General features: G+C 36.7%; 22 protein-coding genes and 1 other annotated feature. Of the genes, 18 read left to right on the top strand and 4 right to left on the bottom strand.

The features are described 5' to 3' along the window. The first annotated feature begins 71 nt into the window (after positions 1 to 71). The 7 genes from GGQ92_RS13340 to GGQ92_RS13310 all read left to right on the top strand — a co-directional run bounded on the left by GGQ92_RS13340 (position 72) and on the right by GGQ92_RS13310 (position 6,029). Positions 72 to 896: a putative sporulation protein YtxC gene (locus GGQ92_RS13340; RefSeq protein ID WP_184249886.1), complete on the top strand. Its 825-nt coding sequence runs from the start codon at positions 72 to 74 to the stop codon at positions 894 to 896. A 414-nt stretch (positions 897 to 1,310) separates the two neighbouring features. Continuing rightward, positions 1,311 to 3,254 carry a threonine--tRNA ligase gene (gene thrS / locus GGQ92_RS13335; RefSeq protein WP_184249883.1) on the top strand — a complete coding sequence of 648 codons (1,944 nt, stop codon included), beginning with the start codon at positions 1,311 to 1,313 and terminating at the stop codon, positions 3,252 to 3,254. Positions 3,255 to 3,368: 114 nt separating this feature from the next. Further along, positions 3,369 to 3,513 (top strand) — a sequence feature (ribosomal protein L20 leader region). 46 nt (positions 3,514 to 3,559) lie between these two features. Further along, positions 3,560 to 4,153 (top strand): translation initiation factor IF-3, encoded by a 594-nt coding sequence (infC, locus tag GGQ92_RS13330; RefSeq protein WP_184249880.1) that lies wholly within the window; start codon positions 3,560 to 3,562, stop codon positions 4,151 to 4,153. A 49-nt stretch (positions 4,154 to 4,202) separates the two neighbouring features. After that, entirely contained in the window at positions 4,203 to 4,394 is a 192-nt protein-coding gene (gene rpmI / locus GGQ92_RS13325; protein WP_184249878.1) for a 50S ribosomal protein L35, read from the top strand. A gap of 41 nt (positions 4,395 to 4,435) precedes the next feature. After that, positions 4,436 to 4,792, top strand: coding sequence for a 50S ribosomal protein L20 (rplT, locus tag GGQ92_RS13320; protein ID WP_184249875.1), 357 nt, complete (start codon positions 4,436 to 4,438; stop codon positions 4,790 to 4,792). Between the two features lie 348 nt (positions 4,793 to 5,140). After that, a complete protein-coding gene (locus GGQ92_RS13315; protein ID WP_184249872.1) occupies positions 5,141 to 5,407 on the top strand; it encodes a DUF1294 domain-containing protein in 267 nt (88 codons plus the stop codon). 46 nt (positions 5,408 to 5,453) lie between these two features. Next, entirely contained in the window at positions 5,454 to 6,029 is a 576-nt protein-coding gene (locus tag GGQ92_RS13310) for a TVP38/TMEM64 family protein (protein ID WP_184249868.1), read from the top strand. Here GGQ92_RS13310 and GGQ92_RS13305 read toward each other — a convergent pair. Next, complete coding sequence (locus GGQ92_RS13305; protein ID WP_184249864.1) at positions 6,026 to 6,412, bottom strand: sigma-w pathway protein ysdB; 387 nt, start codon at positions 6,410 to 6,412, stop codon at positions 6,026 to 6,028. The two genes, GGQ92_RS13310 and GGQ92_RS13305, sit on opposite strands and share 4 nt — an antisense overlap. 118 nt (positions 6,413 to 6,530) lie before the next feature. Between GGQ92_RS13305 and GGQ92_RS13300 the strand changes: the two genes are divergently transcribed. Continuing rightward, a complete protein-coding gene (locus GGQ92_RS13300; RefSeq protein WP_184249861.1) occupies positions 6,531 to 7,016 on the top strand; it encodes a dUTP diphosphatase in 486 nt (161 codons plus the stop codon). Between the two features lie 14 nt (positions 7,017 to 7,030). Next, complete coding sequence (locus tag GGQ92_RS13295; protein WP_184249858.1) at positions 7,031 to 8,113, top strand: M42 family metallopeptidase; 1,083 nt, start codon at positions 7,031 to 7,033, stop codon at positions 8,111 to 8,113. 45 nt (positions 8,114 to 8,158) lie between these two features. Here GGQ92_RS13295 and GGQ92_RS16540 read toward each other — a convergent pair whose 3' ends face one another. Together GGQ92_RS16540 and sspI are read right to left on the bottom strand one after the other, a co-directional pair. Further along, positions 8,159 to 8,785, bottom strand: a complete 627-nt coding sequence (locus tag GGQ92_RS16540; RefSeq protein WP_281380468.1) for a lytic transglycosylase domain-containing protein — start codon at positions 8,783 to 8,785, stop codon at positions 8,159 to 8,161. 176 nt (positions 8,786 to 8,961) lie between these two features. Beyond that, on the bottom strand, positions 8,962 to 9,168 hold the full coding sequence (gene sspI / locus GGQ92_RS13285) for a small acid-soluble spore protein SspI (protein WP_184249855.1): 207 nt from the start codon (positions 9,166 to 9,168) through the stop codon (positions 8,962 to 8,964). Between the two features lie 95 nt (positions 9,169 to 9,263). Between sspI and GGQ92_RS13280 the strand changes: the two genes are divergently transcribed. The 3 genes from GGQ92_RS13280 to pheT all read left to right on the top strand — a co-directional run bounded on the left by GGQ92_RS13280 (position 9,264) and on the right by pheT (position 13,907). Next, the gene (locus GGQ92_RS13280; protein ID WP_184249851.1) at positions 9,264 to 10,013 is read left to right on the top strand and encodes a TrmH family RNA methyltransferase; all 750 of its coding nucleotides are present in this window, start codon (positions 9,264 to 9,266) and stop codon (positions 10,011 to 10,013) included. Positions 10,014 to 10,428: 415 nt separating this feature from the next. After that, entirely contained in the window at positions 10,429 to 11,463 is a 1,035-nt protein-coding gene (pheS, locus tag GGQ92_RS13275; protein ID WP_184249848.1) for a phenylalanine--tRNA ligase subunit alpha, read from the top strand. 17 nt (positions 11,464 to 11,480) lie between these two features. After that, positions 11,481 to 13,907 (top strand): phenylalanine--tRNA ligase subunit beta, encoded by a 2,427-nt coding sequence (gene pheT / locus GGQ92_RS13270; protein ID WP_184249844.1) that lies wholly within the window; start codon positions 11,481 to 11,483, stop codon positions 13,905 to 13,907. Between the two features lie 182 nt (positions 13,908 to 14,089). On the opposite strand, the gene rnhC is transcribed toward pheT, so the two are convergent. After that, positions 14,090 to 15,010 carry a ribonuclease HIII gene (gene rnhC, locus GGQ92_RS13265; RefSeq protein WP_184249841.1) on the bottom strand — a complete coding sequence of 307 codons (921 nt, stop codon included), beginning with the start codon at positions 15,008 to 15,010 and terminating at the stop codon, positions 14,090 to 14,092. A 148-nt stretch (positions 15,011 to 15,158) separates the two neighbouring features. On the opposite strand from rnhC, the gene zapA reads away from it, so the two are divergent. The 6 genes from zapA to trxA all read left to right on the top strand — a co-directional run bounded on the left by zapA (position 15,159) and on the right by trxA (position 21,105). Then, on the top strand, positions 15,159 to 15,419 hold the full coding sequence (gene zapA / locus GGQ92_RS13260) for a cell division protein ZapA (RefSeq protein ID WP_184249838.1): 261 nt from the start codon (positions 15,159 to 15,161) through the stop codon (positions 15,417 to 15,419). Positions 15,420 to 15,427: 8 nt separating this feature from the next. Continuing rightward, positions 15,428 to 15,976 (top strand): CvpA family protein, encoded by a 549-nt coding sequence (locus tag GGQ92_RS13255; RefSeq protein ID WP_184249835.1) that lies wholly within the window; start codon positions 15,428 to 15,430, stop codon positions 15,974 to 15,976. Between the two features lie 75 nt (positions 15,977 to 16,051). Beyond that, positions 16,052 to 17,767, top strand: a complete 1,716-nt coding sequence (gene polX, locus GGQ92_RS13250) for a DNA polymerase/3'-5' exonuclease PolX (protein ID WP_184249832.1) — start codon at positions 16,052 to 16,054, stop codon at positions 17,765 to 17,767. Between the two features lie 30 nt (positions 17,768 to 17,797). After that, entirely contained in the window at positions 17,798 to 20,149 is a 2,352-nt protein-coding gene (locus GGQ92_RS13245) for an endonuclease MutS2 (RefSeq protein WP_184249827.1), read from the top strand. Positions 20,150 to 20,174: 25 nt separating this feature from the next. Further along, positions 20,175 to 20,579 carry a DUF350 domain-containing protein gene (locus GGQ92_RS13240; RefSeq protein WP_184249824.1) on the top strand — a complete coding sequence of 135 codons (405 nt, stop codon included), beginning with the start codon at positions 20,175 to 20,177 and terminating at the stop codon, positions 20,577 to 20,579. A gap of 211 nt (positions 20,580 to 20,790) precedes the next feature. Next, positions 20,791 to 21,105 carry a thioredoxin gene (gene trxA / locus GGQ92_RS13235; protein WP_184249819.1) on the top strand — a complete coding sequence of 105 codons (315 nt, stop codon included), beginning with the start codon at positions 20,791 to 20,793 and terminating at the stop codon, positions 21,103 to 21,105. The last annotated feature ends 144 nt before the right edge of the window (positions 21,106 to 21,249 follow it).

The raw sequence follows: 21,249 nt of genomic DNA, 5'->3' as shown, positions 1-21,249 counted from the left end.
AGAGACAATGGTTATTTTTTATATCATCCCTCCATATAATATATCAGTTTAAGTTATGAGGGTGATCGCGAATGCTGGAGTTGTTTTTCGAGGAGATTGGTGAAGCAGATAATTTTTATCATCTATTTAGACAAGATAATTCAGATTTAAAAGTCATAAGACGAAGGGGTCAAGGTAATAGGGTAAGAGTAAGCGGTGATAATGAAGAAAATGTTAAGGAATCCGTTGCCAAAACATGTACAAAACTATTTATCGAGAACAAGGAATCGTACTACATACAGGACATATTAAAGAAAAAATTTCTATTTTCTAATTCTGAAGAGATCGAAAAAATCACAGAAATCACTCATGCTATATTAGAGAAAGATAATCCATACTATGAGGAAAAAATACATGACCATCAATTAAGAGATACATTAATGACCATTTTTCTAATGCATCTTAATGAAGAGGAAGTGCATTATAATTCAATCGTTCATTTTCGTCTCCATCATTACATGGACGAGCTTACAGAAGTAGTAGGATTTGCTATTGATGAGTATAAACGGGAAGAAGATTATCAGACATTTGTCCATACGCTAAGAGAGTTTGTAAAAAACAGAGAACCTATTCATGAAATTATACACGTGATACAAAACGATCCTCTCCAATTTTACAGGGATAATGGTACACAAATTACAAAGGAAGAAATGAACGAGATGAAGGAAAATTTCCCATTATTTGTGCTAGGACTTCCAGAAGATGATTGGTACATTTCACCTTTCATCGTCTTATCACCTAATAAAATCTATATGTATGGTGAAAATTCGAATGAGCCTTATACTCACTCTATTATGAATATTTTTCAGGAACGAATAGAATTTATGCCTTTAGAATATTTTCCATTCCCTATATGAGAGGAAAACTCAAAGAATACTTGATTTCTATAATCTCAATCGTTATAATAATGAACATACAATCTTATGAAAATTATATGTTATGACGAGGGCAAGATAGGATGAACGGTGTACATTAGAGAAGGGAGTCAAGGCTGAAAGCTCCTGTACAACCCCATACTATTACCACCTCCGAGCACTACTTTTGAAGGTATCTTCTTGTAATTAGTAGCGAATAGCCATCGTTATCGGTTCTAATAAGCCATGAGATTTTGTCATGGGAATTAGGGTGGAACCACGTGCTATACGCTCGTCCCTTTTTTCTAGATTTTCTAGAAATGGGGGATGAGCGTTTTTCTATTTGGACAGAAGATTGCAAAGTTTAAAATCAAGTTTTTAAGTATTAAGAGACTATAAGAAAGAAGGAGTAGAAAAATGAGCGAAATACACATTACATTTCCAGATGGAACGATTAAACGATTTGATAAAGGAACAACAGGTGAAGATATTGCAGCATCTATCTCTCCTGGCTTAAAAAAGCAAGCTTTAGCTGTTCAAGTGGGTAAGACTTATTATGACCTACGTACTCCGTTAGAAGAAGATGGAGCGATACGAATTATAACTGCGAGAGATGAAGATGGTGTAGAAATTTTACGACATTCGACAGCTCACCTTATGGCACAGGCGATCAAACGACTATTTAAAAATGTAAAATTAGGTATTGGCCCAACAATTGAAAATGGCTTCTATTATGACATAGATATGGAAGAAAGTCTGACACCAGAAGATTTACCGCGTATTGAAAAGGAAATGAAGCAAATCGTTAATGAAAATTTAGAAATTAAACGTCGAGTAGTTTCTAGAAATGAGGCAAAAGCTATTTTCGAAGAAATCGACGATGAATTAAAACTTGAACTATTAGATGCAATTCCTGAAGATGAACAAGTTACGATCTACGAGCAAGGTGAATTTTTCGATTTATGTCGTGGTGTTCACGTACCTAGTACTAGTAAAATAAAAATATTCAAACTGCTAAATATTTCTGGTGCTTATTGGCGTGGAGATAGCAATAACAAAATGCTTCAAAGAATTTATGGAACTGCTTTCGAGAAAAAAGGCCAGTTAGAAGAATATCTACGTATACGTGAGGAAGCGAAAGAACGTGACCATCGTAAATTAGGAAAAGAATTAGGTATCTTTACTGTATCCCAAAAAGTAGGTCAAGGATTACCAATGTGGTTACCGAATGGTGCGACAATTCGTCGTACAATTGAGCGTTACATTGTTGATTTAGAAGAGAGATTGGGTTATAACCATGTGTACACACCCGTCTTAGGTAGTGTGGATTTGTATAAAACAAGTGGTCACTGGGATCATTACCAAGATGATATGTTCCCTGTAATGGAGATGGATAATGAGGATTTAGTACTTCGACCGATGAACTGTCCACACCATATGATGGTTTATAAAAACGAGCTTCATAGTTATCGTGAATTACCGATTCGTATAGCTGAATTAGGCACAATGCACCGTTATGAAATGTCTGGTGCGCTAGCGGGATTACAGCGTGTACGTGGAATGACATTAAATGATGCTCATATCTTTGCACGCCCTGATCAATTAAAGGATGAGTTTATTCGAGTAGTAGATTTAATTAAAAATGTTTATAAGGATTTTGGTATTGAAGATTATTATTTCCGTCTATCTTATCGTGATCCAGAAAATAAAGAGAAATATATTGATAACGATGAGATGTGGGAAAAAGCACAAGCTTTACTAAAAGAAACGATGGAAGAGATGGAATTAGAGTATGTCGAGGCAGAGGGTGAAGCTGCTTTTTATGGTCCAAAATTAGACGTACAAGTAAAAACTGCACTAGGAAAAGATGAAACATTGTCTACCGTACAGTTAGATTTCCTACTGCCAGAACGTTTTGACTTAACGTATATAGGTGAAGACGGGAAAGAACATCGCCCAGTTGTTATTCACCGAGGTGTCGTATCAACGATGGAACGTTTTGTTGCCTTCCTAATCGAAGAATATAAAGGTGCCTTCCCTACTTGGCTTGCACCTGTCCAAGCACGTATTATACCTGTTTCCTATGATGTTCATATGGACTATGCAAGAAAAGTAGAAGATCAGCTTCGTCTTTCAGGGGTACGTGTAGAAGTGGATGAACGAAATGAGAAAATAGGTTATAAAATTCGCGAAGCACAAACTCAAAAAATTCCATTTGCTTTAGTAGTTGGAGATAAAGAAGTGGAAGCAGAGGCAGTGAATGTTCGTCGATATGGAGAAAAAGATTCAGAGACATTAAGTCTTGAGGCTTTCAAAGCGTCCATTACAGCAGAAATTAGCGAGCGCACATTGCGAAAATAAAAAGTCATTCCGCTTTTCACAAGTCTTATTTAGTGAGTAAAGGCTTTGAATATAATGTTTATTGACAATAGTCGATAGGTGTGATAAGGTAGTAAGAGTGAAAAGAATATGATCAAAGACAAGTAGAAGCACCCGCTTCTCACCTGATTGACACGGTATGTAGTTGACAGGTATATGATATCCGACGAAATGTAATTTTAATTGGAGAAGTGTGGGTGCAGTATGCGTATAAGTATATGCACCGCACTTTTTTTATTGTGTTATGAAAAAGAACTTTAAGTGTGAAATAACATTTATTTTCTCTTATGAAAATAAATACTTGTCTGACACTTGATCATGTTCCATTAGTTTCAAATAAAATTCGGAGGTGGCTGAATATTAGCAAAGATGTGAATGTCAATGAGAATATCCGTGCTCGTGAGGTGCGACTCATTGATGCAAATGGGGATCAATTAGGGATCAAATCTCGTCAAGAAGCGTTAGAAATTGCTGAAACTCGTAATCTAGATTTAGTACTTGTAGCTCCAAAAGCGAAACCGCCAGTATGTCGAATAATGGATTATGGAAAATATCGCTTTGAGCAACAAAAGAAAGACAAGGAAGCGCGTAAAAAGCAAAAAGTTATTAACGTGAAAGAGGTTCGCCTCAGCCCAGGTATTGAAGAACATGATTTTAATACAAAACTACGTAACGCGCGGAAATTCTTAGATAAGGGAGACAAAGTGAAAGTTTCCATTCGTTTCCGTGGACGTGCAATTACCCATAAAGAGCTTGGACAAAAGGTATTAGAACGCTTTGCAGAAGCTTGTAAGGATATTGCTACAGTAGAGCAAAGAGCTAAGATGGAAGGACGCAGTATGTTTATGATGCTTGCACCTTCAACTGGCGAAAAGAACTAAAACCTTTGTCAAAAGAAGCATACGCATTAGTTATAAGGAGGAATTAATCATGCCAAAGATGAAAACACACAAAGGGTCTGCTAAACGATTCAAAAGAACAGGTACTGGGAAACTGAAACGTTCTCATGCATATACAAGTCACTTATTCGCAAACAAATCTCAGAAGCAGAAACGTAAGCTACGTAAATCAGCTGTCGTATCTTCAGGAGATTACAAACGCATTAATCAAATGCTACCATAAATAAAATTCAATAGATCGTTGACATATAGGAGGGAATTATCATGGCTCGTGTAAAAGGTGGAACAGTAACGAGACAACGTCGTAAACGTATTTTAAAACTCGCAAAAGGTTATTATGGTTCAAAACATTCATTATTCAAAACAGCAAAACAACAAGTAATGAAATCAGGTCAGTATGCTTATCGTGACCGCCGTCAGAAAAAACGTGACTTCCGTAAATTATGGATTGCACGTATTAATGCGGCAGCGCGTCTAAATGACCTTTCTTATAGCCGTTTCATGCATGGCTTAAAGTTAGCTGGTATTGAAGTGAACCGTAAAATGTTAGCTGACTTAGCTATTAATGATGAAAAAGCATTTGCTCAGTTAGCTGAACAAGCAAAAGCTGCTTTAAAATAATAAACAACGAGGCGAACGATTTTCTTAATGGAGATCGTTCGTTTTTTTTCAAAAATAAAAAAGTGTAAAATTTACCTAGATTAAGTCTAGCTTCCGCCTCTACTCCCTAAGAGGTCTGAGGAATGCTATGCAGCAATGATAAAGAACACCACATCAAGCCTTACTTAAGCTTGTCGGGGGTGAACAACGCGCTTACACTTTTCTTATTGTCCAGTTTCAGCGCCTACCCCCTCGAGGTCTTAAGTAATGCTATTCTGTGGCAAAGAACAGAACGCCACATCAAGCCTTACTTAAGCTTGTCGGGGGTGAACAAGGCGCTTACACTTTTCTTATATGGAGTTGGAGAAGATGTTATTATATTTAGTTGTTATTAATGTAATAGGGTTGCTCATTATGAAATGGGATAAGTACTTAGCTAAAAAACAAAAGTGGAGAATACCTGAAAAACGAATATGGTTCATAGCTATTGTTGGGGGAGCATTAGGAGCTACCATAGGTATGTTTCTTTTCCGCCACAAAACGAAACACGTAACCTTTACATTGTTATTGCCACTCTTAACCTTTGGCCAGGTTATCCTTCTATATTATTGGCAGTTCCACGAGTTCATGTCATAACAGCTCGTCTACTGTCATATTAATGAACATAGAAGGAGATGGTTTCATGCAGGTGGAATGGATTGATCAGTTAACTGTAGGTGAAAGTTTCACCTTAATGGCACCTATTTTATTTATCTTTCTTCATGTAATCAGACCTGTTACTTTTTTGCCTGTTTTAGTTATATGTGTAACAGGTGGAATACTATTTGGCCCATTAGCAGGTACCATTTATTCGATTGTTGGGTTAACCTTCTCAAGCATGATTTTTTATCTATTTATTCGAAGTATTCCATCTTTAGAGAAGAAGTTATGTAAAGCAGGGAAAGCATTCTTTGGGAAACACTATACAATTAATTCAACTCAAATCGTAATACTTAGACTTTTACCCTTTATTCATTTTCATCTGTTATCTTTTTTTATTTATGAAAATTCAGAGAGCTTTAGCTCTTATTTGCGAACGAGTATGTTTAGTATCATTCCAGCTACTGTATTTTACACGTCGCTAGGTAAAGCCCTCCAAGCGTTATCTATGTTATCCGTTGTCTTTATAACAGTAGTTATTGTTATGCTTGCTTTTGCTGTACGGAAAAAACAAATACATATAAAATGGGACCAATTTTTCTCTTCGCAATCTACCTAATCCCGGATTTCGAGCCGATTCATCGGATATTTCCAATCAATTTCAGCATGCGGATATCGTATAAGTATTTCTTGCTCCAAAAAATACAAATCTTTTCTCTCAAACCCCTTTAATCGTTCAGGGGTTTTTGTATGCATGATAATCGTGACTACTTCAAATGCATTTTCAGTAGTACCAAGATATTTTTCCCCTTCGAATAAAAATCCTTTATACGTGATTAAGAAATTCTTCTGAGTGTTCGAAGAATCATCGTAAAAATAAAATTCTTCCTTTTCTTGTGCAATTTCTAATTTTCTCCGTGGGCTAATAATATATTTAAAAGCAGTATATAACAATACAATTATTGCGAAAAGAATAAGAATACGAAGTAAGATGACAATCATGTATATGCCCTCCTGACGTGACTTTATAATTACTCTACGAATAACAAAGGTGAAAGGTTTCAAAAAGTTCTATATAGATGATAAAATAAAATGAAGACAGAAGCAAAGGAAGAGGAAAATGGACTGGCAGTCATTATTTAAGATGCAAAGGCAGTTAGATTTTTACATTGAAAAGCAACATGGCTTAGAAGATGAACCTTTATTTGAAAAAAAAGTAATGGCTTTACTTGTGGAAGTAGGGGAATTAGCTAATGAAACAAGATGTTTTAAGTTTTGGAGTCTAAAGCCACCAAGCGATCGTTCTGTAATCGCAGAGGAATATGTAGATGGCATTCATTTTATTTTATCTTTAGGACTTGAGATAGGGGTAGAGAATGTTAACTTAGAGGGTCAAAACTCTACGGAAAATCTGACAACACTTTTCCATGATGTGTTCGAAGCAATACACCACTTCAAGCTAACAAAGCAAGTTGATACATATGAACAGTTGTTTTCTACGTACTTAACATTAGGAAATAAATTAGGCTTTTTAGCAAATGATATACAGGAAGCCTATTTAAAGAAAAATAAAATAAATTTTGAAAGACAAGAGCAAGGATATTAATAGGAGGTACCAATATGCCAGAAAAAGAAAGTTTACAAATGCTGAAAGAACTAACAGATGCAAGAGCTATTCCTGGAGATGAGAAAGAAGCAAGAGAAGTAATGAAAAAGTGGATTAGCCCTTATGCAGATAAAGTATACACAGATCATTTAGGTAGCTTAATTGCAGAGAAATCCGGAGACGCAACAGGACCAAAAATTATGATTGCAGGTCATTTAGATGAAGTAGGATTTATGGTTACACGAATCGACGATAAAGGATTTATTTACTTTCAAACAGTTGGTGGCTGGTGGAGTCAGGTAATGCTAGCACAGCGTGTAACGATTTTAACGAAAGATGGAGATGTTACAGGAATTATCGGTTCTAAACCTCCACATATTTTATCGGCGGAGGCACGTAAGAAGCCTGTCGATATTAAAGATATGTTCATTGATGTTGGTGCAACAAGTAGAGAAGAAGCCGAAAAATTCGGTGTTCGTCCAGGAGACTCTGTAGTGCCTTACTTTGAATTTACGCCGCTGAAAAATGATAAACTATTATTAGCAAAGGCATGGGATAACCGAATTGGTTGTGCAATTGCAATTGATGTATTGCGTAAATTAAAGGATGAGAACCATCCGAACGTTGTTTACGGTGTAGCTACTGCCCAAGAAGAAGTAGGACTACGTGGAGCAAAAACTGCAACGTATACAGTTCAGCCAGATATTGGGTTTGCAGTAGATGTCGGAATTGCAGGGGACACTCCAGGTATCTCTGAAAAAGAAGCAGACAGTAAAATAGGCGAAGGTCCACAGATTATTCTCTATGATGCTTCTATGGTTTCGCATAAAGGTTTAAGAGATTTTGTGATTGCAACGGCGGATGAAAACAATATCCCTTATCAGTATTCTTCTATGCCTGGTGGAGGAACCGACTCTGGATCGATTCATGTAACAGCAAATGGTGTGCCAGCACTTTCGATTACGATTGCTACTCGTTATATTCATACACACGCAGCAATTCTTCATTATGATGATTTTGCAAATGCAGTTAAATTAATTGTTGAAGTAATTAAAAAGTTAGACAAAGATCAAGTTCATACAATTACGTTTGAATAATAAAAGATGACACAAAAAAAGAACTTCCGCCGTGAAGTTCTTTTTTTATGCCAAATAGTTTCCCATAACTTTTTGTACATATTGCTGTGTTTCCTTAAATGGTGGTATTCCATTGTATTTATCTACATTTCCTGGTCCAGCATTATAAGCTGCTAAAGCCATAGCTTTGTTACCGTCATATCGTTCAAGCATATCCTTTAGGTAACGAGTACCACCAAAAATATTATCAACTGGATTAAAAGGATCTTGAACACCTAGACTACGTGCTGTACCTGGCATTAATTGCATTAGGCCTTGTGCACCAGCATGACTTACAGCATCTGCCTTGTAATTTGATTCTTGTTGAATGACAGCATGAATTAATTTTTTATCTACTCCATATTGCTGAGATGCTTGCTCGACAATTCCTTCTATATCTTGAGGAACTGAGGTAGCAGTAGGGTTTAACTGAAAATCAGTCTGAAAAAAGTTCATCATATTTGTTGCCTGTTGTCTCTGGGATGGAGAGTTTTCTAAAAAGTAAGCTGCCGGTATATTTTGGTTTGAATATATAGTTGGTGAACTCAAAAGTTGTGAGAATATTTGATTGAAATTTGAATTGTTTGTCGTTGTTGGAAAAACATTATTAAGACTAGGTGGTTGCATTTGCTGAACGATGGCTCTAATATTCAACAGCTAGTCCTCCTTTATTTTTTACATATGAATAAATTAACCTATATTAATTCTTTATTACGGTAAAAGTACTTACATCACTAGTCACTTTCTACTATATTTACTATACATCTAGACATATAAAAAAGCAACAGACTATTAATGGCAATTTGCTCATTAACAACTGTTGCTTTTTATTAATTTACCGCATCTTCTAACCCTTTTAATACTGCTTGTTTCTCGTCTTCACTTGCCTGCTGCCAGTAGATTTCAAATAATACCCCTAAGCCTGGTAGCATTTTTTCTTCGCCGCTTTCAATTGCGTCTACAATAGTTGCTTGTAATTGAGAAACATCATTTCCGTTAATATTGGACTTAATAGCATGCCGTAAATTTAAATCCATCATTCATCACCTCGTTATCAATTCGTCGCTCATAGTTTGACCAATAGGTTAGAAAATATGTATGATATGAACAATGCTAATAAAGGGTGATTATGATGATAACATCGGTACAAAATCCAAAAGTAAAAGAATGGCGAAAATTAAAACAGAAAAAGGAACGGGACAAATTAGGTATCTTTTTAATCGAGGGTACTCATTTAGTTGAAGAAGCTCATTCGAGTGATTGGGAAATAAGTGAAATTATCTATGAGGAAAGCTATTCCTTACCAGAGTGGGCAGATATGTATACTTGCTATGCTGTTACAGATAATGTTTTTACATCGATAACCGAAACAAAAACGCCTCAAGGAATAGCGGCAATCGTACGCAAACAATCCGTATCGGCTGCAACGGGCTCAAAACATTTGCTCTTGGATGGCATACAAGATCCTGGCAACTTAGGAACAATAATTCGAACTGCAGATGCGGCAGGTTTTGATACCGTAATTCTAGGTAAAGGAACGGTCGATTTGTATAATGATAAAGTAATCCGTTCAACGCAGGGCTCGGTTTTTCATTTATCTGTAATGGAGGGAGATCTTCATTCCTATATTGGCGAATTCAAAGAAGCTGGATTTGAAATATGGACGACTTCGTTGGATAATGCGGAGTACTATACGGACGTAAAAGTACCTGAAAAATTAGCTCTCATTTTAGGTAATGAAGGAGCAGGAGTTTCTACATCTATATTAGAGAAGGCGTCAAAAAATGTGAAAATCCCAATGTACGGAAAGGCTGAATCACTAAATGTTAGTGTGGCAGCTGGTATATTAATGTATCATATTGCAAATTCAACAGCAAAATGATAAAAACGTATTGAATAAAGTAAACAAAGAAGATAAACTTGAAACTAGAGGCAAGCTTGATTTATACTATAGTAGTACATATTCATATAAATAACTATAATGCATTGAAAGAGCAAGTAAACTATGACCATGCGTCTAAAGGGAAGCAGGATCCAGACTGAAAATACTGCTGGCGCACATAGATTGAAATTTCACTCTGGAGCAGGCACCAGGACCTCATAAGAGTAAAGGTGTACCGGGTTCGTCCCGTTATCGAATGAAGGTGGATATATTCTCTATTTAAGTGGATGTATCAACAAGGGTGGTACCGCGAACGAAGTCTCGTCCCTTTGATATTTTATCAAGGGATAGAGGCTTTTTTTATTTGGTAAAGAAAATTGGTAAAGAAACGATGAAATAATAGGAGGTTAAAAAGATGAGAGAAAAATTAGAAGAATTGCAAGTCGAAGCGTTACAAAAGGTAGACGACGCATCTGATGCAAAAGAATTACAGGATGTTCGAGTTGCATATTTAGGTAAAAAAGGACCGATTACTGAAGTACTCCGAGGTATGGGGAAATTATCGAAAGAGGAAAGACCGGTTATAGGTGAGCTAGCAAATAAAGTTCGTGAAAAAATAGCACAAGCAATTGAACAGAAAAAGACAGTTTTTGAAGCGCAGGAAATAGAAAAGAAATTAGCAGAAGAGACGATAGATGTTACATTGCCTGGAAGACCTGCACCTTCCGGAGGACCACACCTACTGACTAGTATTGTCGAAGAAATTGAAGATATCTTTATTGGAATGGGCTTCGAGGTTAGAGAAGGTCCGGAAGTTGAGACAGATTACTACAATTTTGAGGCTTTAAATTTACCAAAAGGACATCCAGCACGTGACATGCAAGATTCCTTCTATATTACGGAAGAGCTTTTATTGCGTACACATACTTCCCCTGTACAGGCACGTACAATGAATGCAATAGGTGGTAATAAACCAGTAAAAATGATTTGTCCAGGAAAAGTGTACCGTCGTGATACAGATGATGCGACACACTCTCATCAGTTTACACAAATCGAGGGACTATATGTAGACAAAAATGTAAGAATGAGTGATTTGAAGGGTGTCTTGGACCGATTTGCAAAGAAAGTATTTGGTGAAGATCGTGAAATACGTTTACGTCCAAGTTATTTTCCGTTTACAGAGCCTTCTGTTGAAATGGATATTTCTTGTAAAGTTTGTCATGGTGAAGGATGTAACGTTTGTAAACAAACTGGTTGGATAGAGATTTTAGGTGGCGGTATGGTTCATCCACGAGTATTAGAAATGGCAGGATATGACCCGAAAGTATACTCTGGCTTTGCATTCGGAATGGGACCAGAACGTATTGCAATGTTGAAGTATGGTGTGAACGATATACGTCATTTCTATACGAATGATGTGCGTTTCTTAAATCAATATCATAAAGCTTAGAAGGAGGAAGACGAGATATGTTAGTTTCATTAAATTGGTTAAAACAATATGTAGATATAGATGGTATATCACCAGAAGAACTTGCAGAAAAAATCACAAAATCGGGAATCGAAGTTGACGGAATGGAGCGATTTGCTAGCCCTTCTACAAATGTAGTAGTTGGTTACGTGGAAAGTTGTGAAAAACATCCTGACGCGGATAAATTGAATGTATGTCAAGTAAATACAGGTGAAGAAACACTCCAAATTATCTGTGGTGCACCAAATGTGAAGCAAGGTCAGAAAGTAGCGGTAGCAAAGCCTGGAGCTGTTTTACCCGGTAATTTCAAAATTAAAAAAGTGAAATTACGTGGAATTGAATCAAATGGGATGATATGTTCTCTACAGGAGTTAGGAATTGATGAGAAATATGTACCAAAAGAAAGTGCTGACGGCATTTACGTATTTCATGCGGATGCGGAAATCGGAGCAGATGTTACACCATTACTTAATTTAGATGATTATATTTTGGAACTTGATTTAACACCGAATAGATCTGATGCGTTAAGTATGTTAGGAATGGCATATGAGGTAGCGGCAATATTAGATGTACCTGTAAAATTACCGGAGCCAAGCTACGAAGAGACTGTAGAGAAGGCAACAGATCTTATTTCCGTTAAGGTTGAAGCGAAAGAAGAGAATCCTTATTATGCAGCATTTGTAATAAAAAACGTAACGATTGGCCCATCTCCTCTATGGATGCGTAACTATCTAATGGCTTCTGGTATTCGACCAATTAACAATGTGGTCGATATTACGAACTATGTACTTCTTGAGTATGGTCAACCATTACATGCATTCGATCTTGATAAATTCTCGTCTGACGAAGTAGTAGTTCGTAAAGCAAAGGAAAACGAAACATTGGTTACCTTAGATGGTCAAGAGCGTAAACTTAATACAGAACATCTCGTAATTACTGACGGCAAAGATCCTGTTGCACTTGCAGGTGTAATGGGTGGACAGAGCACAGAAGTATCAGAAGAAACTACGAATGTACTGTTGGAAGCAGCATATTTTGAAGGTCAAATCGTTCGTCGTGCATCAAAGGAGTTTGATTTAAGAAGTGAATCGAGCACTCGCTTTGAAAAAGGTGTAGATCCAAATCGTGTTCGACTTGCGGGTGAACGCGCTTGTCAGCTATTGAGTGAATACGCGAATGGTAGCGTGCTTGCTGGAAATGCCGAATTCGATCAATTGGATAAAACAGAAAAAACGGTAACGATTGAAACTTCAAGAATCAACAATCGACTTGGTACAGAAATATCCGAAGAAGAAATCATAGATATCCTTAGAAAATTGCAATTTAACTATGAAAAGACAGACGGAGAAATCATTGTTCATGCACCTACTCGCCGTCAGGATATTCGTATATTTGAAGACATGGTCGAAGAGGTAGCAAGAATTTATGGATACGACCATTTACCTTATACATTGCCTACGGGTGAGGGGAATGCTGGTGGTCTAACGAAAGAGCAGGAGCTCAAGCGATATGTTAAACGATTTTTAGAAGGTGCTGGTTTATCTGAGACGGTTACCTACTCGTTAACGAGCGAAGCTAGATCCGAACAATTAATAAGTCCAGATGTGAAGAATGTAGCAGTATCAAAGGTCAAATTAGCGATGCCAATGAGTGAGGATCATGGTGTTCTTCGTCTAAGTTTATTACCAGAGATGCTTGATTCTGCATCCTATAACATAGCTAGAAAGCAGACAAATATCGCGATGTATGAGATTGGCAGTGTCTTTATTTCCAATGAAGAGAAAGTAACAAAACAGCCGAAAGAAAATCTTCGTTTATCAGGTGTTTTAACAGGAGAATGGGTGACACACCCTTGGCAACAGGAGAAGAAAAAGGTTGACTTTTTCGTTGTGAAAGGTATCTTAGATGAATTATTTGAAAGATTAAATGTGAATGTTACGTACACAGCAACAAAGATAGAGAATATGCACCCAGGTAGAACAGCAGAGCTATCGATAAATAATAAGGTCATCGGATTTGCAGGCCAGCTGCATCCATTACTTGAAAAAGAGTATGATTTGAATGAAACGTATGTGTTCGATATAGATTATGACTATTTAGTTGATATCCACGAAAATGAACCTAGTTTTTCTGACATTCCACGATATCCGGGAATTACGAGAGACATAGCGCTTGTAGTGGAACATACGATTCAATCTGGAGACATACAACGAGTTATCCAGAATGCTGGTGGTGACATTTTACAGTCCATCCGAGTGTTTGACGTATATCAAGGGGAACATCTTGAAGAAACTAAAAAATCAATGGCATTTAGTTTATTCTACCAAGACCCAGAGCACACCTTAACAGATAAAGAAGTAGAAGAATCATATGAACGTATTTTAGAAGCAGTGAAAAATGAATTTAATGCAGAACTAAGAAGCTAACAAAGAAAAGTGTATGCGCCTTATTCACCCCCGACTAGCATTACTTAAGACCTCGAGGGGGTAGGCGCAGAAACTAGACAGTAAGAAAAGTGTATGCGCCTTGCTCACTATAAACTTAATTACGTATAACAATACTCGGGGAAAATTACCCCGAGTATTTCTTTTAAACAGAGTATGGGAGTTTACATATACTTTTTTGCTTTTTGCGTATTACCGAAATGCAACTTTGCAACGGATGCTAACACATCTTCGTCATATTTTTTCATAATATAAGCAGCTGTTTCATCAACTTTACGAGAGGCACCTTTTGGAATTGTTATTCCTAGTTTATTGGAGAGTGCGTCCATTTCTTTTACAAATTTTGCACGTGCAATAATAGAAGCTGCTGCTACTGAGATGGAATGACTCTCTGCTTTCGTCATAAAGTATGTATGATCATGTAAAGATAATTTTTCCGAACCGATATATCTTTTATAAACATGTGGTTCGCAAAATTGATCAATTAATATTCCGTCTAAAGGCATGCCTTTAATTTTTACAAGAAGTTTTTCGATGGAATGATGATGCAACATCGCCTTAATCTTACCTTGATTCCATCCTTTTCTTTGAAGTTTATTGTACTTCACATTATCTAATGTAAGCAGAGAATAAGGTATTTTTTGGCTGACGATTTCTTTGGCTAGCTCGCTAATTTGTTGGTCCTTTAACACTTTTGAATCTGCAATACCGATCTCTTTCAGTAAATTGATGGATGCTTGTTTAATATACACTGCTGCAACCGTTATTGGTCCGAAATAATCTCCTGTCCCTGCTTCATCGGTTCCAATGTGGCTACTCTGTAATAAACTAGAAGGGATGTTTGAAGAAGCGACTGTAGTAGTTTTTTTCTTGTCGATTGCTCCTTCAGATTTCCATGGTGAAGCCTCATTTTCTGCTCCGCCACCTTGAAAGAGTACTTTACCGGAACGATATGCAGTAATCGTTACATTACCTTTCTTTGCCATAAACAGTGCGTGACTCGGTGCATTTACAAGAAAGGAATGGTAGTGTTGTTTCATTTTTTCTATTGTATCATTTGTGACAACGACGACCGTATTGCTCATTTGGATACCTCCCAAATCAATAAATCCATATACAAAATGTCTTACTTTCACTAGTATATCAAAGAAGTTCTTTAACAAGATAGTTTTCATAATGGGTGCTTCATGTTAATATTATTTTTGAGGTTATTTGTCGGAAAGGGGTATAATGATGACCCAGGATAAAGTGAAACGTACAACAGTACATATAAAGGGACGCTCTTATACAATTGTAGGAAATGAAAAATCGGAGCATATTCGATTAATAGCAGGTTTAGTAGATGATAAGATGAAAGAAATACATGAAAAAAATAAATCATTAGATACAACGCAGTTAGCTGTTCTAACAGCCTTAAATACAATGAACGATTATATGAAACTACAAGAAGATTATGAGATTTTGCAGAAACTAATAGATGAGAAAGAGGATTAAAAAAAGTTATGTTAACCATCATATTATTATTTTTATTATTGTCTGGTGTTCTCATCGGACTACGGAGAGGTTTTATTCTACAAGTTCTCCATTTAACAGGTTTTATTATAGCATTTATTGTAGCAGCAAGATATTATAGTTCATTGGCTTCAAAGTTAGAAATGTGGATACCATACCCTAACTTATTAGAGGATTCTGATTGGAGTGTGTTTTTATCTTCATTTCCACTAGAAGGTGCTTTTTATAATGCGATTGCCTTCGGGACACTATTTTTTGTAACGAAGATTATTTTGCAAATAATAGCTACAATGTTAGATTTTATTGCGGATTTACCTTTTATTCGTTTTGTAAATGGTGGGCTAGGTGCCTTGTTAGGTTTTCTTGAAGTATATCTTATTGCATTCATCATCCTTTTTATCATAGCACTAGCTCCTATCCCATTCATTCAATCTATGATAGACCAATCGAGCTTAGCTACGTTTATGATTGAAAAAACACCAGTCTTATCAGAGAAAATGATGACGTATTGGTTTGAAAACAACCCGTTTAGTAACTAAACTGTGCCCTTGCAACGAAGATGCTGCAAGGGTATTTAAATCGCAACTTATGTTTGTATTCGGAGGAGGAATTTAATGTCTACTAATAAAAAAGATGTCATTCGATTACTAGAGAAAATCGCAATATACATGGAGTTAAAAGGAGAAAACCCATTTAAAATTTCAGCATATCGCAAGGCAGCTCAAGCTTTGGAAAGAGATGATCGCTCACTTTCAGAGATTGATGACTTTACAGCTTTACCTGGGATTGGAAAAGGAACAGCTGCAGTAATAACGGAATTCATCCAGACGAATCAATCCGAAACTCTGAAGCAGTTAGAAGATGAAATACCTAAGGGCTTAATTCCACTACTAACGTTACCGGGACTTGGTGGTAAGAAATTATCTAAGCTATATCAAGAGTTACAAGTTACTGACGAGACTTCCTTACGACAAGCTTGTGAACAAGGTAAAGTTCAAGTATTAAAAGGTTTTGGAAAGAAGACAGAAGAAAAAATCCTAGAGGCACTAGATAATGTTGGGAAAAGACCAGCTAGGCTTGCGCTGCCAATCGCCTTAACGATTAAAGAGCGAGTGGAGAATTATTTAGATACGATAAAAGAAATTCAAAGGTATTCGATCGCTGGAAGTATGAGAAGGTATCGTGAAGACGTGAAAGACCTTGATTTCATCATTGCAACAGATGATACACAAACAGTTAAAGAAAAATTATTGGCATTTGAAGATTTGGAAGAGGTAATCGCTGCAGGCGATACTAAAATTTCGATCATAGCTACTGGTCAATACCCTATAAATGTTGATTTTCGTTTAGTGACAGATGAAGAATTTATTACGACATTGCATCATTTCACTGGTTCGAAGGATCATAATGTCCTTATGCGACAGCTAGCTAAATCGCAAGGAAAGAAAATTAGCGAGTACGGTGTTGAAGATATAGAGACGAATGAAATCACGACATTCAAAACGGAAGAGGATTTCTTTGCAAGCTTTGGTTTGCAATATATCCCACCAGAAATAAGAGAAGGTAAAGAAGAATTAGAATTCACTAAAGAAGAACTTGAATTGATCTCGGAGGATGATATTGTAGGCGACCTTCATATGCACACTACATGGAGCGATGGTGGTCAATCGGTTGAAGAAATGGTTCAATATGCGAGAAAGAAAGGTTATGAATACATTGCAATAACAGACCACTCTAAATTTTTACGTGTTGCCAATGGATTAACAGAAGAAAGATGGTATAAGCAAAGGGAAGAAATCGAACGAGTCCGAAAGCTATATAATGATATTCATATATTTACGGGGATTGAAATGGATATTTTACCAGATGGTTCACTTGATTATGACGATGAAATTTTACAAGAGATAGACTTCGTAATTGCATCGATTCATTCTAGCTTTAATCAAGATATGGACACAATAAAAAAGAGATTTGAGACTGCGTTGAATAACCCACATGTAGACATGATTGCACATCCAACAGGACGATTACTTGGAAGAAGAGATGGATACCAAATTGATGTAGAATGGTTAATAGATAAAGCAAAAGAAACAAATACCATTCTAGAGTTAAATGCAAACCCTAATCGTTTAGATTTAGCAGCAAAATGGGTAGAACTTGCTCAAGAAAAAGGTGTATCTATTGCTATTAATACGGATGCACATAGCTACTCGATGCTTGAGCATATGAAATATGGATGTGGAACAGCTAGAAGAGGTAAACTAAAAAAGAAAACTGTTGTAAACACTTGGACGAAGGAATTCTTAATGTCATATTTAAAAAACGAGTAGTAATTAATGAACAACACAGGAGGTTCGAGAATGAACCAACGAATACTGAAGGTGCTAGAATTTGATAAAATTAAGAGTCAACTAGAGGAAAAAGCAGTATCTCCTCTTGGTAAAGAAAAAGTAGTACAATTAGTTCCTTCTCACGACTTTAATCACGTAATACATTTGCAAAATGAAACAGATGAAGCGTTCCAAATCCTGCGTCTTAAAGGTCAGGTGCCACTCGGAACAATTTACGATATCAAGCCAAGTATCAAGCGAGCAGGAATTGGCGGTATTTTAAATACGCATGAATGTTTAGAAATCGCTCAGACGATGTACAGTGGCAGACAATTGAAACAATTCATTGAACAGATAGAGGATTTGGATACACCGCTATTAAACGAAAAACTTGATAACTATATTCCATTAAGAGAATTGGAACGTGAAATAAAAAATCGAATTGATGATCATGGGCATATGATGGATGGCGCTTCTAGTAAGTTAAGAAGCTTACGTTCAAAAATAAGAACAAGCGAGAGTAAGGTGCGAGATCGCTTAGAGAATATTACAAGAACGAAATCAAAAATGTTATCAGATGCTATTGTCACGATTCGTAATAATCGATATGTGTTACCAGTGAAACAGGAGTACAAATCTGCAATTGGCGGCATTGTTCATGACCAATCTTCTTCAGGTGCGACCTTATTTATGGAACCACAGGCGGTTGTGGAAATAAATAATGCACTTCAAGAAGCTAGATCAGAAGAAGGATTAGAAATAGAACGTATTTTAAGAGAATTGTCTGCACGTATTGCAGAGGATGAAGCTATTTTAAGAAGCAATGTGGAGATATTGGCAGATATAGACTTTATCGTTGCTAGAGCAAAATTGAGTCATGAAATGAAAGCTAGTAAGCCAAAGATGAATCAAGATGGTGTAATTAAATTAAGACAAGCACGGCACCCGCTTATACCAGTGGACGAAGTCGTACCTAACGATATTGATTTAGGAAAGGACTTTACTGCAATCGTGATTACAGGTCCGAATACTGGAGGGAAGACCGTCACATTGAAGCTGATTGGCTTATGTACTATAATGGCGCAATCTGGGTTACAAATACCTGCTCTAGATGGGTGCGAAATGGCCGTGTTTTCACAAGTATTCGCAGATATAGGAGACGAACAATCTATTGAACAAAGTTTAAGTACGTTTTCTTCTCATATGACCAATATTGTGGATATATTAGACAATTTTGATCAAAATTCTTTATTGTTATTTGACGAGCTAGGTGCTGGAACAGATCCGCAAGAAGGTGCTGCATTAGCTATGGCTATTTTGGATCATACAATACAGAAAGATGCTCGAGTTGTAGCTACAACCCACTATCCAGAATTAAAAGCATACGGGTATAACCGTCCGAATGTAGTGAATGCGTCTGTCGAATTCAATACAGAAACGTTAAAACCAGCCTATCGTTTATTGATTGGCGTTCCAGGTCGTAGTAATGCTTTTGAAATTTCAAAACGATTAGGATTACGTGACGAGATTATTAAAGAGGCGACAAAGCATATTGACACAGATTCAAGAAGTGTAGAGACAATGATTGGTTCCCTAGAGAAATCTCGTAAGGAAGCGGAAAAGGCTTATGAGGAAGCGAGTCTTATCCTAGAAGAAGCGCAGGAATTACGAGCCGATTTAACGAAGCAATGGTCTGATTACGAAATGAAGAAAGATCAGTTAATGAAGAAGGCAGAAGAGAAGGCCTCAAAAGCAGTGGAGAAAGCTAGAGAAGAAGCGGAACAAATTGTTGCTGAACTTAGAGAACGACAAGAAGCTGCTGACTTTAAGGAACATGTATGGATTGAGGCGAAAAAATTACTTGATCAGGCATCTCCGAATTTGGCTAAAGAAACGTCTAATAAAAAACCGAAAGAAACCGCAGACGCTAAAAAGAAAGCACTACAACCAGGAGACGAAGTGAAGCTTCTTACACTTGATCAAAAAGGTACAATCGTTGAACAAACAGGAAAAAATGAATTTCAAATTCAAATCGGGATATTGAAAATGAAGGCAAAACGCGATGATTTATTATTTATTCGAAGAGAAGAAAAAACATTAGAAAAGCCTTTAACATCGATAAAAGGATCAGGTTATCATGTTAAGCCGGAGCTGGATTTACGAGGAGAGCGTTTTGAAGATGCGCTCCAGCAGCTAGAAAAGTATATTGATGATGCGTTATTAGCTGGCTATCATAAAGTTTCTATTATCCATGGAAAGGGTACAGGCGCTCTAAGAAAAGGAGTAAAGGATTTTGCACGAACACATTCACGCATCGCTACAGCAAAGGATGGGAACATGAACGAAGGTGGACTTGGTGTTACTGTTTTAGAATTGAAATAGTGTATCACTAGGAGGAGAAAGAATCATGACAGGTTTTTGGACAAATACGTACGTGGAAACTGCTGCAAACTACAGTGTAGCCATCCTTTGTATCTTAGTTTTTTTAGTTGTCTTTGAATTGGTGACATCCTACAAAAATTGGGATGAGATTAAAAAAGGTAATTTAAGTGTAGCGATGGCAACAGGCGGTAAAATGTTCGGAATCGCAAATATTTTTAGATACTCGATAGCGCACAACGATTCCGTCCTTGAGATGATGGCATGGGGATCTTTTGGTTTTGTTATGTTACTAATTGGTTACTTTATTTTCGAATTTTTAACTCCAACGATTGATGTGGATAAAGAAATCGGTAAGGACAATCGGGCTGTTGCTTTCATCTCGCTAATAATATCCGTAGGTCTTTCATACATTATCGGCGCCAGTATCTAACAATCAAAGGAGTGATAGCTAGGTGAGAACTTTAGCCTATGTCTTAATTGTTGTAGCGATTTTATTTATAGGACTTGGAATATATTTTCTTTATTCAATATAATGTTTATAAATTGTAAACAAAGGTAAACTATAAGCAAAGTATTATGTCCTTTTTCCAATGGATGGTATACTTGAAATGGAAAATGGATAGATAAAGGAGGCCTTTTAAATGGCAATTGTACACGCAACTGACAGTAATTTTAGTCAAGAAACTGGTGAAGGTTTAGTCTTAGCAGATTTTTGGGCAACTTGGTGTGGACCTTGTAAAATGATTGCACCTGTGCTTGAGGAAATAGATGGTGAGATGAGCGACACAGTTAAAATCGTGAAGCTAGATGTTGACGAAAATCAAGAAACTGCAGGTAAATTTGGAGTTATGAGTATCCCTACACTTCTTCTTTTCAAAGATGGAAAAGTTGTAGACCAAGCAATTGGATACCAACCAAAAGAAGCATTAGTTGAACTTATCAACAAACATGCTTAAAACAGAATGACAAAGTCCCTTATTATAGCCTTGTGCTGTAATAAGGGACTTTTTTAGTGTGCCCGGCATGGGTGTAATCTCTAGGGTGAGAGTCCCGAGCCACGAAGGCAGAAGTAGTGGTTAGCTAATCGTAAGGGTGTCCGT

The organism is Gracilibacillus halotolerans, from assembly GCF_014206945.1.
GTDB lineage: Bacteria > Bacillota > Bacilli > Bacillales > Amphibacillaceae > Gracilibacillus > Gracilibacillus halotolerans.
This window is presented reverse-complemented; position numbering and strand designations above follow the sequence as displayed.

What these genes read in the sequence shown, in the direction of transcription:
- GGQ92_RS13340 (WP_184249886.1), top strand. Translation starts at nt 72, where the DNA reads ATGCTGGAGTTGTTTTTCGAGGAGATTGGTGAAGCAGATAATTTTTAT.
- thrS (WP_184249883.1), top strand. Translation starts at nt 1,311, where the DNA reads ATGAGCGAAATACACATTACATTTCCAGATGGAACGATTAAACGATTT.
- infC (WP_184249880.1), top strand. Translation starts at nt 3,560, where the DNA reads ATGAAAATAAATACTTGTCTGACACTTGATCATGTTCCATTAGTTTCA.
- rpmI (WP_184249878.1), top strand. Translation starts at nt 4,203, where the DNA reads ATGCCAAAGATGAAAACACACAAAGGGTCTGCTAAACGATTCAAAAGA.
- rplT (WP_184249875.1), top strand. Translation starts at nt 4,436, where the DNA reads ATGGCTCGTGTAAAAGGTGGAACAGTAACGAGACAACGTCGTAAACGT.
- GGQ92_RS13315 (WP_184249872.1), top strand. Translation starts at nt 5,141, where the DNA reads ATGTTATTATATTTAGTTGTTATTAATGTAATAGGGTTGCTCATTATG.
- GGQ92_RS13310 (WP_184249868.1), top strand. Translation starts at nt 5,454, where the DNA reads ATGCAGGTGGAATGGATTGATCAGTTAACTGTAGGTGAAAGTTTCACC.
- GGQ92_RS13305 (WP_184249864.1), bottom strand. Translation starts at nt 6,412, where the DNA reads ATGATTGTCATCTTACTTCGTATTCTTATTCTTTTCGCAATAATTGTA.
- GGQ92_RS13300 (WP_184249861.1), top strand. Translation starts at nt 6,531, where the DNA reads ATGGACTGGCAGTCATTATTTAAGATGCAAAGGCAGTTAGATTTTTAC.
- GGQ92_RS13295 (WP_184249858.1), top strand. Translation starts at nt 7,031, where the DNA reads ATGCCAGAAAAAGAAAGTTTACAAATGCTGAAAGAACTAACAGATGCA.
- sspI (WP_184249855.1), bottom strand. Translation starts at nt 9,168, where the DNA reads ATGGATTTAAATTTACGGCATGCTATTAAGTCCAATATTAACGGAAAT.
- GGQ92_RS13280 (WP_184249851.1), top strand. Translation starts at nt 9,264, where the DNA reads ATGATAACATCGGTACAAAATCCAAAAGTAAAAGAATGGCGAAAATTA.
- pheS (WP_184249848.1), top strand. Translation starts at nt 10,429, where the DNA reads ATGAGAGAAAAATTAGAAGAATTGCAAGTCGAAGCGTTACAAAAGGTA.
- pheT (WP_184249844.1), top strand. Translation starts at nt 11,481, where the DNA reads ATGTTAGTTTCATTAAATTGGTTAAAACAATATGTAGATATAGATGGT.
- rnhC (WP_184249841.1), bottom strand. Translation starts at nt 15,010, where the DNA reads ATGAGCAATACGGTCGTCGTTGTCACAAATGATACAATAGAAAAAATG.
- zapA (WP_184249838.1), top strand. Translation starts at nt 15,159, where the DNA reads ATGACCCAGGATAAAGTGAAACGTACAACAGTACATATAAAGGGACGC.
- GGQ92_RS13255 (WP_184249835.1), top strand. Translation starts at nt 15,428, where the DNA reads ATGTTAACCATCATATTATTATTTTTATTATTGTCTGGTGTTCTCATC.
- polX (WP_184249832.1), top strand. Translation starts at nt 16,052, where the DNA reads ATGTCTACTAATAAAAAAGATGTCATTCGATTACTAGAGAAAATCGCA.
- GGQ92_RS13245 (WP_184249827.1), top strand. Translation starts at nt 17,798, where the DNA reads ATGAACCAACGAATACTGAAGGTGCTAGAATTTGATAAAATTAAGAGT.
- GGQ92_RS13240 (WP_184249824.1), top strand. Translation starts at nt 20,175, where the DNA reads ATGACAGGTTTTTGGACAAATACGTACGTGGAAACTGCTGCAAACTAC.
- trxA (WP_184249819.1), top strand. Translation starts at nt 20,791, where the DNA reads ATGGCAATTGTACACGCAACTGACAGTAATTTTAGTCAAGAAACTGGT.